The 15,398-nt window shown below is 58.5% G+C and carries 12 protein-coding genes; 4 read left to right on the top strand and 8 right to left on the bottom strand.

Going from position 1 to position 15,398, the window contains the following annotated elements:
- Positions 1-13: 13 nt before the first annotated feature.
- Entirely contained in the window at positions 14-1,969 is a 1,956-nt protein-coding gene (acs, locus tag AC1DNK_RS10890; RefSeq protein ID WP_477941033.1) for an acetate--CoA ligase, read from the bottom strand.
- A gap of 233 nt (positions 1,970-2,202) precedes the next feature.
- Here acs and AC1DNK_RS10885 point away from each other — a divergent pair, with 233 nt between their 5' ends.
- Complete coding sequence (locus AC1DNK_RS10885) at positions 2,203-2,904, top strand: DUF1013 domain-containing protein (RefSeq protein ID WP_112385987.1); 702 nt, start codon at positions 2,203-2,205, stop codon at positions 2,902-2,904.
- A 72-nt stretch (positions 2,905-2,976) separates the two neighbouring features.
- On the opposite strand, the gene AC1DNK_RS10880 is transcribed toward AC1DNK_RS10885, so the two are convergent.
- From AC1DNK_RS10880 to AC1DNK_RS10870, 3 genes are all read right to left on the bottom strand, one after another.
- Positions 2,977-3,885, bottom strand: coding sequence for a flagellin N-terminal helical domain-containing protein (locus tag AC1DNK_RS10880; RefSeq protein ID WP_112385988.1), 909 nt, complete (start codon positions 3,883-3,885; stop codon positions 2,977-2,979).
- Between the two features lie 177 nt (positions 3,886-4,062).
- Positions 4,063-5,973 (bottom strand): propionyl-CoA synthetase, encoded by a 1,911-nt coding sequence (locus AC1DNK_RS10875; RefSeq protein ID WP_477941032.1) that lies wholly within the window; start codon positions 5,971-5,973, stop codon positions 4,063-4,065.
- A gap of 81 nt (positions 5,974-6,054) precedes the next feature.
- Positions 6,055-6,714, bottom strand: a complete 660-nt coding sequence (locus AC1DNK_RS10870; RefSeq protein ID WP_477941030.1) for a YggS family pyridoxal phosphate-dependent enzyme — start codon at positions 6,712-6,714, stop codon at positions 6,055-6,057.
- 201 nt (positions 6,715-6,915) lie between these two features.
- On the opposite strand from AC1DNK_RS10870, the gene leuS reads away from it, so the two are divergent.
- Genes leuS through holA form a run of 3 tightly spaced genes read left to right on the top strand, consistent with a single transcriptional unit; the run spans position 6,916 to position 11,105 of the window.
- Entirely contained in the window at positions 6,916-9,546 is a 2,631-nt protein-coding gene (gene leuS, locus AC1DNK_RS10865; protein WP_477941028.1) for a leucine--tRNA ligase, read from the top strand.
- Positions 9,536-10,057: an LPS assembly lipoprotein LptE gene (gene lptE, locus AC1DNK_RS10860; protein ID WP_477941026.1), complete on the top strand. Its 522-nt coding sequence runs from the start codon at positions 9,536-9,538 to the stop codon at positions 10,055-10,057. The genes leuS and lptE overlap by 11 nt, the downstream gene beginning before the upstream one ends.
- A 10-nt stretch (positions 10,058-10,067) precedes the next feature.
- Positions 10,068-11,105, top strand: a complete 1,038-nt coding sequence (holA, locus tag AC1DNK_RS10855; RefSeq protein ID WP_477941025.1) for a DNA polymerase III subunit delta — start codon at positions 10,068-10,070, stop codon at positions 11,103-11,105.
- Here holA and AC1DNK_RS10850 read toward each other — a convergent pair whose 3' ends face one another.
- From AC1DNK_RS10850 to mnmG, 4 genes are read right to left on the bottom strand one after another with little or no spacing between them, the layout of a single operon-like run.
- Positions 11,106-11,990 carry a ParB/RepB/Spo0J family partition protein gene (locus tag AC1DNK_RS10850; RefSeq protein ID WP_477941022.1) on the bottom strand — a complete coding sequence of 295 codons (885 nt, stop codon included), beginning with the start codon at positions 11,988-11,990 and terminating at the stop codon, positions 11,106-11,108.
- A 22-nt stretch (positions 11,991-12,012) separates the two neighbouring features.
- The gene (locus AC1DNK_RS10845; protein WP_477941020.1) at positions 12,013-12,807 is read right to left on the bottom strand and encodes a ParA family protein; all 795 of its coding nucleotides are present in this window, start codon (positions 12,805-12,807) and stop codon (positions 12,013-12,015) included.
- Between the two features lie 20 nt (positions 12,808-12,827).
- Positions 12,828-13,445, bottom strand: coding sequence for a 16S rRNA (guanine(527)-N(7))-methyltransferase RsmG (rsmG, locus tag AC1DNK_RS10840; protein WP_477941018.1), 618 nt, complete (start codon positions 13,443-13,445; stop codon positions 12,828-12,830).
- Positions 13,446-13,467: 22 nt separating this feature from the next.
- On the bottom strand, positions 13,468-15,327 hold the full coding sequence (mnmG, locus tag AC1DNK_RS10835) for a tRNA uridine-5-carboxymethylaminomethyl(34) synthesis enzyme MnmG (protein ID WP_477941016.1): 1,860 nt from the start codon (positions 15,325-15,327) through the stop codon (positions 13,468-13,470).
- Between the last annotated feature and the right edge of the window lie 71 nt (positions 15,328-15,398).

Genomic DNA, 15,398 nt, shown 5'->3' with positions numbered 1-15,398 from the left:
CGGCTTTGAAGCGTCAGGCGCTCGCCTTGTTCTGCCGGTTGGCGATCAGATCATCGACGACGGCAGGATCGGCAAGCGTCGAGGTATCGCCCAATGCGCCGAAATCATCCTCAGCGATCTTGCGCAGGATGCGGCGCATGATCTTTCCGGAACGGGTTTTTGGCAGGCCGGGTGCAAACTGGATTTTGTCCGGCGAGGCGATCGGGCCGATTTCGGTGCGGACATGCTTGACCAGCTGCTGGCGCAGCTCGTCGGTACCCTCATTGCCGGCCATCAGCGTGACGTAGCAATAGATGCCCTGGCCCTTGATCGCATGCGGATAGCCGACAACCGCTGCTTCCGAAACGAGATTATGGGAAACCAGAGCCGATTCCACCTCCGCCGTTCCGAGGCGGTGGCCGGAGACGTTCAGCACGTCATCGACGCGTCCGGTGATCCAGTAGTAGCCGTCCTCATCACGGCGGCAGCCGTCACCGGTGAAATACTTGCCCTTGTAGGTCGAGAAGTAGGTCTGGATGAAGCGCTCGTGGTCGCCATAGACGGTGCGCATCTGGCCCGGCCAGCTATCGGTGATGCAGAGATTACCATCAGCCGCACCTTCGAGAACCTTGCCTTCATTGTCCACCAGCTGCGGCTTGACGCCGAAGAACGGCACCGTTGCCGAACCCGGCTTGAGGTCGATCGCGCCCGGCAGCGGCGTGATCATGTGACCGCCGGTTTCCGTCTGCCACCAGGTATCGATGACGGGGCAACGCTTGTCGCCGACCACATTGTAATACCATTCCCAGGCTTCGGGATTGATCGGCTCGCCTACGGTTCCAAGCAGGCGCAGCGAGGAGCGCGAAGAGCGCGTCACGAACTCGTCGCCGGCGCCCATCAGCGAGCGGATCGCCGTCGGCGCCGTGTAGAAGATGTTGACCTTGTGCTTGTCGATGACTTCCCAGAAACGTCCCTGATCCGGGAAATTCGGCACGCCCTCGAACATCAGCGTCGTCGCACAGTTCGCAAGCGGACCGTAGACGATATAGGAGTGGCCGGTAACCCAGCCGACATCGGCCGTGCACCAGTAGATATCGCCGGGGTGATAATCGAAGACATACTCATGCGTCATCGACGCATAGACGAGATAGCCGCCCGTCGTGTGCAGCACGCCCTTCGGCTTGCCCGTCGAGCCCGACGTATAGAGGATGAACAGCGGGTCTTCCGCCTTCATCTTCACCGGCGGGCATTCCGCCTTCACGGTGGCAACTTCCTGGTGGTACCAGAGGTCGCGGCCCGGCGCCCAGCCGGTCTTGCCGCCGGTGCGGCGAACGACGAGAACCTTGTCGACGATGACGTGCTGCTTGGCTGCGATATGGATCGCCGTATCGGTGTTTTCCTTGAGCGGCACCGGCTTTCCACCACGCACGCCCTCGTCACAGGTGATGACGAAAGTCGATTCACAGTCGACGATGCGGCCGGCCAGCGCTTCCGGCGAGAAGCCGCCGAAGACGACCGAATGCACGGCACCGATGCGCGAACAGGCGAGCATCGCGTAAGCCGCTTCCGGGATCATCGGCATGTAGATGGTAACGCGATCGCCCTTCTTGACGCCGTGCTTCTTCAGCACATTCGCCAAACGGCAGACACGCTCGTAGAGCTCGTTATAGGTGATCTTCTTGTCGACATAGGGATTGTCGCCTTCGAAGATGATGGCAGTCTGGTTGCCATGTGTCTTCAGGTGGCGGTCGATACAGTTATAGGAGACATTGGTCTGTCCGTCTTCGAACCACTTGATCGAAACCTTGCCGGTGAATGAGGTGTTCTTGACCTTGGTGTAGGGCTTGAACCAGTCGATCCGTTTGCCATGCTTGCCCCAGAATTTGTCGGGGTTTTCGACACTCTCTTCATACCACTTTTCGTATTTTGCCTTGTCGATCAGGGCATGGCTCTTCACCGGTTTGCTAACCGGATAGATCTTTTCCGACATGGAAACTCCTCCTCACACGGGCACCGGTTTCGCCGCTTCAAGCGGCGCCCGGGACTCAATTCAGGGCATTCATAGCAGGTCAAAACGGCCCGGCAATTAGACAAAGGTCATTTCAATCCACATCAATTGCAATTCTGTGTCACTCCGGTTATATACCGCGCATATTTTCCCGGAAATTGTGGTGACAATCCACGGACCGCGACACCGGCGCGGACGACAGAAGGACTATATCCATGGCTCAACAACTGCTTATGCCGAAAGCGACCGCCATCTGGCTGGTTGACAACACGGCGCTGTCTTTCGACCAGATCGCACAGTTCTGCAAGCTTCACCCGCTGGAAGTGAAGGCAATTGCCGACGGTGAAGCCGCACAAGGCATCAAGGGCCTGGATCCGATCTCGACCGGCCAGCTTTCCCGCGACGAAATAGCGCGCGCCGAAGCTAACCCGAACCACAAGCTGAAGCTTTCGGAGCCGAAGGTTCGCGTGCCGGAATCCAAGCGCCGCGGTCCGCGCTATACGCCGGTTTCCAAGCGCCAGGATCGCCCGAACGCCATTCTCTGGCTGGTTCGCAATCATCCGGAACTGAAGGACGCCCAGATTTCGCGCCTCGTCGGCACCACCAAATCGACGATCGAGCAGATCCGCGAACGCACCCACTGGAATGCAGCGAACTTGACGCCGATGGATCCGGTCACGCTCGGCCTCTGCAGCCAGATCGACCTCGACATGGAAGTCGAAAAGGCATCGAAGGGCCGTCCGCTGCCGACCGCCGCTGAACTTGGCGCGACCCTGCAGTCTGCCCAGGAAACTGAGCGTCTGACGCCGAGCTTCGAGCGCGAAGAAGAGCCTGAAATCGACGCCGATGCCGTATTTGCCAAGCTGAAGTCGCTGAAGTCCACGACAAACGATGAGGACGAAGACGATCGTTTCTGATCGCCGCTTCTCGTAAATGCAAAAACCCGCCGGATCGCTCCGGCGGGTTTTTTGTTGGCCGCTTTTCCGGGCTTAGCTGCGGAAGAGCGAGAGGATGTTCTGCGAAGCGGAGTTGGCGATCGACAGCGACTGGATGGCGAGCTGCTGCTGCGTTTGCAGCGCCGTCAATTTCGACGATTCCTCTTCCATGTTCGCATCGACAAGTCGCCCGACACCCGATTCGATCGAGTCGCTGAGCGTTGAGACGAAATTCTCCTGCAGCTGAATACGCGTCGAAATCGAACCCAACTGCGAGCCGGCGCTGGTCATCGCCTTGAGTGCGTTCTCGACATTATTCAGTGCGAGCGCAATATCGTCGGAAGACAGTTTGCTGATGTCCATCGCGTATACCGAACCGACCGAGCCGTTGGACGTGCCGAGGATGCCCGTCGAAGTATCGATGATGCCGCCGGTGGAGGTGCCGAACAGCACGTTGCCCATCGAACCGCTATCGAGAACGTAATCGGTCATCTTGACCGAAATGCCATTCGAGCCGTCGCGAACGAAGGTGGAGACGACGCTCTTTGTGCCGTCGCCGGCAACCCAGTTCTCGCCCGAGAAGGAAGCGGATTCGGAGATGCTCTTCAGCTGCGCCTGCAACTGGGTGATTTCTTCCTGGATCTTCGATTTGTCGACGCCCTTTTCAGTCGCGGCGACGATCTTCGCCTTGATTTCGCTGACGACGTCGATCGCGCTGTCCATGGCGGAATAGGCCGTATCGACCTTTGCCGCGCCAAGACCCAGCGCGTCGGAAACGGCCGAGAGAGCCTTGTTATCGGATTTCATGGTCGTGGCAATCGACCAGTATGCCGCGTTGTCAGCGGCCTTGGCGACACGCAGACCGGAGGAGACATGCGCCTGAGTGGTCTGGAGACTCTGGTTTACGTTACGCAGCGTCTGAAGGGCTGACATTGCAGCCGTGTTTGTCAGGATGCTTGACATCGCTTTTTCCACTTCTCTTGAAAATGAAGGAGCATTCCGGCAATGGCCGGCTGGGGCGGTGCTTCATGCTTCACCTGCAATCAGGTGTCCGTTGAGTGGAAGCTAATGAGAACATGGTTAACAACTCGTCAACGACGGTCATAACTCGTCAATGATTGTTACCGAATAGGAAATTTTCTATATAATCGGGGAACCTAACCCCTTGCGCCGCAGGGCTTCTGCGACCTCGTCCAGAATGGCCGGATCGTCAATTGTTGCAGGCATTTTCCACGGTATGCCGTCTGCGATCTTCTGCATCGTCCCGCGTAAGATCTTTCCGGAGCGCGTTTTCGGTAACCTTTCGACAGTAATCGCTGTCTTGAAGGCAGCAACCGGACCTATCTCGTCGCGAATCATCTTAACGATTTCCGATTCGATCTCCGGTGATTCGCGCAGCACACCTTTCTTCAGCACAAGAAACCCGCAGGGCACCTGACCCTTCAGCGAATCAGAAATGCCGACGACGGCGCATTCCGCGACATCCGGATGCTTGGCACAGATCTCTTCCATCGCCCCGGTCGACAGACGATGCCCGGCGCAATTGATGATGTCATCGGTCCGGGCCATGATGAACAGATAGCCGTCCTCATCGATATAGCCGGCGTCGGCCGTCTTGTAGTGACCCGGAAACTCATCGAGATAGGCAACTCGAAATCTCGAGTCCGCCTGCCATAGCGTTGGAAGGCAACCCGGCGGCAGTGGCAGCTTGATGGCAATGTTGCCGAGTGTGCCCGCCGCAACCGGATGCCCCGCGTCATCAAGCACGCGGACATCATATCCAGGCATCGGCACAGATGGTGACCCGTGCTTCACCGGCAGTTTGCCGAGCCCCAGGGGATTGGCCGCAATCGGCCATCCGGTCTCGGTTTGCCACCAGTGATCGATGACCGGCACACCGAGTGTTAGCTCTGCCCATTTCAGAGTTTCCGGATCGGCCCGCTCCCCGGCAAGGAAAAGCGCCCGGAACTTCGATCTCGGATAGCGGCCGGCAAGCTCGCCATCTGGGTCTTCCCGGCGAATCGCCCGAAAAGCGGTCGGGGCAGTGAAGAGGACGCGGACATCGTAATCCGAGACGACCCGCCAGAAAGCGCCTGCATCCGGCGTGCCGACGGGTTTACCCTCGTAGATCACAGTCGTGACACCTGAGAGCAGCGGTGCATAAACGATATAGGAGTGCCCGACGACCCAGCCGATATCCGATGCCGTCCAGAACACGTCACCGGGATTCAGCCCGTAGATGTTCACCATCGACCAGTGCAAGGCAACCATGTGCCCGCCATTATCGCGAACGACGCCCTTCGGCTGTCCTGTCGTTCCCGATGTATAGAGAATGTACAGCGGATCAGTTGCCAGCACCGGCGTGCATTCAACTGCAGTCCCGCGTCGTTGACCGACCGCCACCTCGAAATCAAGGTCGCGCCCATGCAGCAATTCCGCAGTAAGCTCAGGCCGTTGCAACACCAGGCAATGCTCCGGCTTCGCCTTGCATACTGCGAGAGCCTGATCGACGAGCGGTTTATAGGCGACGACTCGGCCCGGCTCGAGGCCGCAGCTCGCGGTAATCACCAGCTTGGCACCGCAATCATCGATTCGGGATGCGAGTTCGTTTGCAGCAAAACCGCCAAAGACCACCGAATGCACGGCGCCGAGACGGGCGCAGGCAAGCATCGAAAAGATCGCCTCCGGCACCATCGGCATATAGAGGATCACCCGATCACCCTTGGCGATGCCGAGATCGCGCAGCGTCGCGGCAATCGCCTGTACCTCTTCCAGCACCTGAGCATATGTGTAGCGCGCCCTGGCGCCGTTCATCGCGCTGTCGAAAATGACGGCCGTCTCGTTGCCCCGGCCTGCCTCTACGTGCCTGTCGAGGCAATTGAAGCAGGTATTGGTCTCACCGCCCACAAACCAGCGGCCATAGACCTCGTCTTCTGGAGCGAAAATCTGCTTCGGCTCAACGAACCAGTCGATCGCCTGGGCAGCATCCCGCCAGAAGCGTTCAGGATCGTCTTTCCAGCCGGTATAGACGTCGTGATACAGGCTCTGCATCTGCTCCTCCCCAGGATATGCAAGCGATGACGCCAATCTAGGGGAGGGAGAGAGGAACAGGAAGCCCGACGAAAGGCGGTTCTATCGCGTACCGAAGATCGCCGAACCGACCCGAACGCTGGTTGCCCCGAAAGCGACGGCCGTCTCGTAATCGCCGGACATACCCATCGACAACTTCTCGAGGCCGCAGGTCTTTGCAAGTTTGGCGAGGAGGGCAAAATGCGGACCCGGATTTTCTTCTGCCGGCGGAATGCACATCAACCCCTCAATGGCGAGCCCAAGTTCGCCACGGCAGAGATCGACAAAAGCCGCAGTGTCATCAGGCGCAATCCCGGCTTTTTGCGGCTCAAGCCCGGTATTGACCTGGACATAGAGGCGAACCGTCTTGCCCTGCCGCTTCATCGCATCGGCGAGTGCGCGGGCGATCTTTTCCCGATCGACAGTCTCGATGACATCGAACAGTGCAACGGCATCATGAGCCTTGTTGGATTGCAACGGACCGATCAGGTGGAGCTCGATCCCCGCCGTTTCGCTCTTCAGCTCCGGCCATTTGCCTTGGCTTTCCTGCACGCGGTTTTCACCGAAGACCAGTTGGCCGGCCGCAATCGCCGGCCGGATCGCCTCCGCGTCGAAGGTTTTCGAGACGGCTACGAGCTGCACCGCACCCTCAGGGCGCTTCGACTGCTTCGCTGCTTCCGCAATGCGCAAGCGCACCTCGTTCAGGCGCTCTTGAAGTTCCATCGCCGATCTCCGACATGATGCTGCGAGAATACTGGCAATGCACTAACTGCGGCATGCGTGATTGCCAAGACCCACCCGGCCGAAAACACCTTTTCCGGCGCTTTGCCGGACACTTGCTGTACCCTCAAAACTTGACGCTACGGTGGTTTCGTGGTGAAGGTCACCACCAACTTCCCCTGATTTTCCGGAAATTTGAATACTATGGCTACCGAACGTTATAATCCGCGCGACGCCGAGCCTCGCTGGCAGCAAAAATGGAACGAGGCAAAGGTCTTCGAGACCGATAATGCCGATCCGCGCGAGAAATACTACGTCCTCGAAATGTTTCCCTATCCATCGGGCCGCATCCACATGGGCCACGTTCGCAATTATGCCATGGGCGACGTGGTTGCCCGCTACAAGCGCGCCCGTGGATACAACGTTCTGCACCCGATGGGCTGGGACGCCTTCGGCATGCCTGCCGAAAATGCCGCCATGGAACGTGGCGTTCATCCCGCGTCCTGGACCTATCAGAACATCGGTTCGATGAAGGCGCAGCTGAAGGCCATGGGCCTGTCGCTGGATTGGAGCCGCGAATTCGCGACCTGCGACGTCGAATACTATCAGCATCAGCAGCATCTCTTCGTGGACTTCCTCGAAAAGGGTCTGGTTTACCGCAAGCAGTCCAAGGTCAATTGGGATCCGGTCGATAATACCGTTCTGGCAAACGAACAGGTCATCGACGGCCGCGGCTGGCGCTCTGGTGCGCTCGTCGAGCAGCGCGAACTGACACAATGGTTCTTCAAGATCACAGACTTCAGCCAGGACCTGCTGGACGCGCTCGATACGCTGGATCAGTGGCCGGAGAAGGTTCGTCTGATGCAGAAAAACTGGATCGGCCGGTCGGAAGGCCTGACGATCCGTTGGGAAATCGTACCCGAGACCGCACCGGCCGGTGAATCCGAGGTCACTGTTTATACCACGCGCCCGGATACCCTCTTCGGCGCATCCTTCCTAGCGATTGCCGCCGACCATCCGCTGGCGAAGGAAGCGGCAGCAAAGAATGCTGATATCGACGCTTTCTGCGAGGAATGCCGCCGCGCCGGCACGTCTCTCGCAGCACTGGAGACTGCAGAAAAGAAGGGCATCGACACCGGAATCCGCGTCCGGCATCCGCTGGATGCGTCCTGGGAATTGCCTGTGTACGTCGCAAACTTCGTGCTGATGGACTACGGCACCGGTGCCATCTTCGGCTGCCCTTCCGGCGACCAGCGCGACCTCGATTTTGCGCGCAAGTACAGCCTCTCGGTCGTGCCCGTCGTCATGCCCAGGGACGGTGACGCTTCCAGCTTCACGGTTGGCGATGTCGCATATGACGGCGACGGCGTGATGATTAACTCCCGCTTCCTCGACGGCAAGTCTACGACCGAAGCCTTCGATATCGTGGCGGAAAAGCTGTCTTCGACGCAGATCGGTGGCGCAGCGCAAGGAGAGCGAAAGGTCAATTTCCGCCTTCGCGACTGGGGGATCTCCCGCCAGCGCTACTGGGGCTGCCCGATCCCGGTCATCCATTGTGAAGACTGCGGCGTCGTGCCGGTGCCGAAGAAGGATCTGCCGGTTCAGCTGCCGTCCGATGTCACCTTCGACCAGCCCGGCAACCCGCTGGACCGTCATCCGACCTGGCGTCACGTCGCCTGCCCGCATTGCGGCAAGGATGCCCGGCGAGAGACGGACACGATGGACACCTTCGTCGATTCCAGCTGGTATTTCACACGCTTCACCGCGCCGTGGGAAAAGCAGCCGACCGATCCCGCAGCAGCCAATCGCTGGCTGCCGGTCGATCAGTATATCGGCGGCATCGAACACGCGATCCTGCATCTGCTCTATTCGCGCTTCTTCACCCGCGCCATGCGCGAGACGGGCCACGTTGATGTGAAGGAGCCCTTCAAGGGCCTCTTCACGCAGGGCATGGTCGTGCATGAAACCTATCGCCGCGGGACCGGCTCTCATGGCGAATGGGTGGCGCCCGCGGATATCCGGATCGAAGAGGTTGATGGCACCCGCCGCGCCTTCCTTCTTGAGGGCGGCGACGAGGTATCGATCGGCTCTATCGAGAAGATGTCCAAGTCGAAGAAGAACGTCGTCGATCCTGATGACATCATCGCCTCCTACGGCGCTGACACTGCACGCTTCTTCGTGTTGTCGGATTCGCCGCCGGAGCGCGACGTGATCTGGTCGGAGGCCGGTGTCGAAGGTGCGCACCGCTTCACCCAGCGCCTGTGGCGGCTGATTTCGGAGGCAGCTGAAATTCTTGCTGCCGTACCAGCGACTCCGGCTAAGGAAGGCGAAGCGCTGGCGATCTCGCAGGCTGCTCACAAGACGCTGAAAGCCGTCCAGAACGACTATGACAAGCTGTGGTTCAACAAGGCAGTCGCCCGCATTTACGAGCTGGTGAACGCCATTGCCTCGCCACTGACCAAGGTTGCCGCCGGTGAAGGCGACGCCGCCTATCGATCGGCCGTGCGCGAAGCCGCACAGATCGTCGTGCAGCTGGTTGCGCCGATGACCCCGCATCTTGCAGAAGAATGCTGGGCGGCACTTGGCAATACCGGCCTGTTGGCGCAGGCGGTGTGGCCGGCCTATGACGAAGCGCTGACGACCGAGAACGACGTGATTTTGCCGGTGCAGATCAACGGCAAGAAGCGCGCCGAATTGACAATTTCTCGCGACGCGGATCAGAATGCCGTAACCGAAGCCGTTCTGGCTCTCGATGCGGTTATCAGTGCCTTGAATGGCCAGGCGCCGAAGAAAATTATCGTGGTTCCACAAAGGATTGTGAACATTGTCGTCTGATTTCGCTTCGAAACTCGGCCGCCGTGCCGCACTCGGCCTCATCATTGCATCGGCAGCTTTGCTTGGCTCCTGCCAGGTCCGTCCGCTCTACTCGGAATCATCGGGCGTGGCAGGAAAACTCTCGTCGGTCGGCTTTTCCGAGGCGACATCGCGGGTCGAACAGGAAGTGCGCAACCGGCTGATTTTCATCGCCGGCCGCGGCGCCGGCGAGGCGGAGAATCCGGAGTATGAAGTCGAGATCCACGTTCGTTCGAACGTGACCGATACCCTGCTGGTGAAGTCTTCGGATACGTCCCAGGCAGGACGCGTCACAGTCAGCGTCGATTACACGCTCCGTTCAAACAAGGACACGCAGGTGATCAAGGCCGGCAACCGTTACGCCACGGCCCTGCTCGACTATCCGGGACAGGAATTCGCCAAACAGCGTGCTGTCCGCGACGCAGAAAACCGTGCGGCGCGTGAGGCCGCAGAATTCGTAAGTCTCGATATCGCCGCCGCACTCGGCCGCTGAGGAGAGAGCAGTGGCGGAGATCAAGTCCCACGAGTTTGAAGGTTTCCTTCAACGCTCCGCCACGATCTATCGGCTTTTCGTCATCTACGGCCCGGATCGCGGCCTGGTGTCTGAACGCGCGTCGCAGATTGCCGCCAAAACGGGTGTCGCTCTCGACGATCCCTTTTCGCTGATCAAACTGGATATTGGCGACCTGCAGAAGGACCCCGGCCGCCTGATCGACGAGGCCGGATCTATCGGTCTTTTCGGCGGTCAGAAACTGATCTGGATCCGCGGCGCAGCGAACGAGAAGTATCTTGTCGATTCGCTCCAGCAACTTTCCGAAAAACCGCTGGAGGGAACCTCTGTCATCATCGAAGCCGGCGACCTGAAGAAAGGTGCCTTGCTTCGCAAAATCGCCGAAACAGCGCGCAGTGTTGCGACGATACCCTGCTACGCAGACGACGCGCGCGCCCTTAACGCCCTGATCGACAACGAGCTCGCAGCAGAAGGCCTGCGCGTCACCACGGCGGCCCGGCAGGCACTCGTTGAGCTCATTGGCGGAGATCGTATCGCTTCGCGCAACGAAGTCCGCAAGCTGGCGCTCTATTGCCGCGGCATGGAGACGGTGGAAGAACATCACGTCAACGAGATCATCGGGGACGCCAGTGCCGTCTCCGTCGATGACGCGGTCGATGCGATCCTGAGCGGAAACACATCGACTTTCCTGCATGCGATGCAGAAGATCACAGCTTCAAAGACCGCGATCTTTCTCGTCATTCAGGCATGTCTGAAGCAGTTTCAGCTGCTCGACACCATGCGTGCGGAAATGGATGAGAAACGGCTTCCACCCGGTCAGGTGATGCAAACGCTAGGACGTCACCTGCATTTCCGCCGCAAACCGATTATCGAGCAAGCATTGCGGACCTGGTCGGCGGACGCCATTGCGCGCGAGACGGGCCGCTTGCAGGCCGCCATTCTGCAGACACGCAGACGGCAAAGCCTGGAAGACAGTATTGCCCTTCAAACCCTGCTGTCTACAACACTGCAATCAGGCCGAAGGGCCTGATCAACGGCGCTCCAGCAGCCTGCATATTTCTTCCAGTTGTTCGAGCGACTTGTAGGCAATCTTGATTTGGCCGCCGGATGCCTTGTGATTGATCGTCACGTCAAGCCCCAGCGTGTCGGAGAGCGTTCGCTCCAGAGCAATCGTGTCCGAATCCTTCTGATCAAGCCGCGGACCACTGTTCTTCGGCTCCGACTGCGCCTTGATGTCGTTTTGCGCCAGGCGTTCTGCATCGCGCACCGACATGCCCTTGGCAACGATCGTCTTCGCCAGCAGAGCCGGATCTGATGTCGAGACAAGTGCACGGGCGTGACCGGCGGACAGGCTGCCTGCGGCAAGAAGGTCACGAACGGGATCCGGCAGCTTCAACAGCCGCAACGAATTTGCCACATGGCTGCGGCTCTTGCCGATGATCTCGCCAAGATCATTCTGTGTATATCCGTATTCGGCAATCAGCTGCTCATAGCCGAGCGCTTCTTCAAGTGCATTGAGATCGGAACGTTGAACGTTCTCAACGATCGCAATCTCCAGCGCGGTCTTATCGTCAACATCGCGCACCAGCACCGGGATTTCCACCAGCCCGGCAAGCTGCGCGGCGCGCCAGCGTCTTTCGCCGGCTATAATCTCAAACCGGCCTTCGGTGGATGTGCGAACAACGATCGGCTGAACGATGCCATGCTGCCGGATGGAGCTCGCGAGATCGTGAAGCTCGCTATCATCGAAGAAACGCCGTGGGTTGCGCGGGTTGCGGCTGACAAATTCGATTGGAATCAACCGGTCAGCGCTCACATTCGGCTTTTCACCCTCGACAGGCAACGGCTGATCCATTTCGCCGATAAGGGCTGCAAGACCGCGCCCCAGACGGCGCTTTGAGACATCGTCGTTCATCGTCTGATACTCGCTTTACAATTCACGCCGCGAGGCGTTGGCGTTCGCGCTGGATAACCTCCGACGCGAGCTGCAGATAAGCCTGACTGCCGGCACATTTCAGATCATAGAGGATCGCCGGCTTTCCGTAAGATGGCGCCTCAGAAACGCGAACATTCCTCGGAATCAACGTGTGGTATACCTTATCACCCAGATGCGTCCGGACGTCGTTGACAACCTGCTGCGCCAGATTGTTTCGGGCATCAAACATTGTCAGGACGATACCCTGAATGTCGAGCCGCGGATTGACCGTGCGGCGAACCTGATCGACAGTTTCCAATAGCTGGCTGAGACCTTCAAGCGCAAAGAATTCGCATTGAAGCGGCACAAGCACCGAATGTGCCGCAGCCATCGCATTCATCGTCAACAGGTTGAACGACGGCGGGCAATCAAGAATTATATATGAGAAATCAAAAGCTTCCTCGGATGCGAGAGCCTTCTTCAGCTTAAAGACCCGATCCGATTGCTGTGCAATCTCCATCTCGATACCAAGAAGATCCATGGTCGATGGCACAATGAACAAGTTCGGAACTGCCGTCTGCTGCGCAGTTTCGCGAACTCCGGCTTCGCCGATAAGGAGATCATAGGACGAGACCAGCCGGCTCTTCCGATCAATACCAAGTCCGGTGCTGGCATTTCCCTGGGGATCCAGATCGACGATCAGGACGCGCTCACCGATCGYGGCGAGGGCGGTAGCGAGATTGATCGCCGTTGTCGTCTTGCCGACGCCACCCTTTTGGTTTGCAATGGTGATAATCCGGTTGCGTTCGCCAGCCATCGTTTGATGATCCAAAATCGTTAAACCAAGCGCCGGAGTTCGGAAATCTCAAGAATAATGGAATCCCGCTCGACGACACTGGTATGTTCTACCAGATCGAATTGCCATCGGCCATGCGCTTTCGCAATCTCGCTCTGGTAATCCCGGCCTTTATGGAAGAAAGCCCGACATTTCTCATTCTTCTGCATCCAGGGCAGCGAAAACTCCAGTAACTTGTCGAGATCGGCAAGCGCGCGGCCGGAAATCGCATCGCAATCGCCGACCTCGCGGTAGACATCTTCGATCCGCACGGCATGGACGGAACCCCGCGCACCTGTTTCCCGTAACGCAAGCCGCAAGAATGACGCCTTCTTGTTATTACTCTCCACGAGATGCACCCAGCCGTCCTTCTGTTCCGCGAGGAGGATGGCCGAGATGATACCAGGAAAGCCGCCGCCACTTCCGAGATCCACCCAGACTTTCGCATCGGAGCTCAATTGAAAGATCTGAGCGCTATCGACGATATGCCGATCCCAAGCATCGGCCAAGGTCGACGGTGCAACGAGATTGATGGTCTTTGCCCACTTCTGGAAGAGCTGAAGAAAATGCTCAAGGCGAAACTGTGTTTCACGTGAAACACTTTGACCGTTCAGGTTCATTCGAGGACTCTTTCCGCGTGTATCAGATAGCGCGCGCCATGTCGGCTCGCCGGAGGTGGACAAGCAAGAGTGATATCGCCGCCGGCGTCATACCATCGACTTTCGCCGCCTGAGCGATATTGAAAGGCTGCGCGCGCTTCAGTTTCTGCTTCAGCTCATTGGATAGGCCTGAGAGCACCGAATAGTCGAAGTCTGCCGGTATCGTGCGGTCTTCGTCACGCTTTATGTCCGCAATATCAACGGCTTGCCGCTTCATATACACCGCGTATGACGCCTCGATATCCATCGCCTCGGCCACGTTGGCGGGCAATGACCGAAGCTCCGGCCAGATCGAAGCGAGCTTCTCAGTGTCATGATCCGGATAGGACAGCAGCTCATAGGCCGTGCGGCGCTGGCCATCCTGATTCAGCATCAGCCCGGCTTTGCGAGCCTCGTTCGGTGTTGTCTCCAACGACTGAAGCAGCCTGCGGGCTTCGTCGAGCTCGCCCTTATACGCGTCAAAGCGAACTGATCGCGCCGTCGCTACGCAGCCAATTTTTTGTCCAAGAGGCGTCAAGCGGACGTCGGCATTGTCCGCTCTCAGCGACAGCCGGTACTCCGCTCGCGATGTAAACATGCGATAAGGCTCTGCAACACCGCGCGATGTCAGATCATCAATCATCACGCCAATGTAGGAATTGGTCCGGCTAAGGTAGATCGGATCGCTGCCGCCAGCCAGGCGCGCAGCATTCAGCCCCGCCACCAACCCTTGGGCAGCGGCCTCCTCGTAACCCGTCGTACCGTTGATCTGTCCCGCCAAGAAAAGCCCCGATAGTTTCTTGACTTCCAGTGACGGTGTCAGCTCCCGAGGATCGACGTGGTCATACTCGATGGCATAACCCGGCTGCAGGATCGTCACGGCCTTTAGACCTGGGATCGTACGGATAAACTGATCCTGTATATCGGCGGGCAGGGAAGTCGAAATCCCATTCGGATAAACCGTATGATCGTCGAGGCCTTCAGGCTCGAGAAAAATCTGATGCCCGTCGCGTTCACCAAACTTGACGATCTTATCTTCAATTGACGGGCAGTAGCGCGGGCCGACACCCTCGATCTGCCCGGAATACATCGCAGACTTGCTAATGTTCTCACTGATGATCCGATGCGTTGCCTCGGTCGTACGGGTTACGCCGCAATCGACTTGTGTATTGGTAATTTTGTCGGTCATAAACGAGAACGGCGTCAACTCGTCATCGGCGCCCTGGCGGCCGACACTCGCCCAATCGATGGTGCGGCTATCCAGACGAGCTGGCGTTCCGGTCTTCAAACGCCCGAGCGAAATGCCAAGACGCTGAAGCGTGCCTGATAGGCCCATCGAAGGATCCTCGCCGACGCGGCCGGCGGGAATCTTTGTATCGCCAATGTGGATCAGGCCACGAAGAAAAGTTCCGGTCGTCAGAACAACCGCACGGCATAAAAGAATCCGGCTATCTTTCATGATGACACCGGTAACGGCCCCGTCCGCGGTCGCCAGGTCGAACGCGTCGCCTTCGATGATATCAAGATTGTCGATCGCTTCGATTTCCCGCAGCATCGCTTCGCGATAAAGCTTGCGATCGGCCTGTGTACGGGGGCCCCGGACGGCCGGGCCTTTCTTGCGATTGAGCATGCGGAACTGGATACCAGCTGCATCGGCGACCCGGCCCATGAGCCCGTCAAGCGCATCAACCTCTCGAACAAGGTGTCCCTTGCCAAGGCCACCGATCGCGGGGTTACAGGACATCACCCCGATCGTATCACGCCGGTGGGTAACGAGCGCCGTCTTAGCACCCAGACGCGCAGCGGCGCTTGCAGCCTCTGTTCCGGCATGACCGCCGCCTATGATAATGACATCGTATTTCATGAGCCAAACCAAGTTTGTTTCAGACGTTTCACGTGAAACTCACGCAAGTGACGTTCGTCCGGTGTTTCACG

Source organism: Rhizobium sp. 01N424 (assembly GCF_056399485.1).
Note: the sequence above shows the minus strand (reverse complement) of the source record. Positions and strands in the feature narration are given on the sequence as shown.

Coding starts and splice junctions, on each gene's coding strand:
- acs (WP_477941033.1), bottom strand. CDS start 1,969: ATGTCGGAAAAGATCTATCCGGTTAGCAAACCGGTGAAGAGCCATGCC.
- AC1DNK_RS10885 (WP_112385987.1), top strand. CDS start 2,203: ATGGCTCAACAACTGCTTATGCCGAAAGCGACCGCCATCTGGCTGGTT.
- AC1DNK_RS10880 (WP_112385988.1), bottom strand. CDS start 3,885: ATGTCAAGCATCCTGACAAACACGGCTGCAATGTCAGCCCTTCAGACG.
- AC1DNK_RS10875 (WP_477941032.1), bottom strand. CDS start 5,973: ATGCAGAGCCTGTATCACGACGTCTATACCGGCTGGAAAGACGATCCT.
- AC1DNK_RS10870 (WP_477941030.1), bottom strand. CDS start 6,714: ATGGAACTTCAAGAGCGCCTGAACGAGGTGCGCTTGCGCATTGCGGAA.
- leuS (WP_477941028.1), top strand. CDS start 6,916: ATGGCTACCGAACGTTATAATCCGCGCGACGCCGAGCCTCGCTGGCAG.
- AC1DNK_RS10850 (WP_477941022.1), bottom strand. CDS start 11,990: ATGAACGACGATGTCTCAAAGCGCCGTCTGGGGCGCGGTCTTGCAGCC.
- rsmG (WP_477941018.1), bottom strand. CDS start 13,445: ATGAACCTGAACGGTCAAAGTGTTTCACGTGAAACACAGTTTCGCCTT.
- mnmG (WP_477941016.1), bottom strand. CDS start 15,327: ATGAAATACGATGTCATTATCATAGGCGGCGGTCATGCCGGAACAGAG.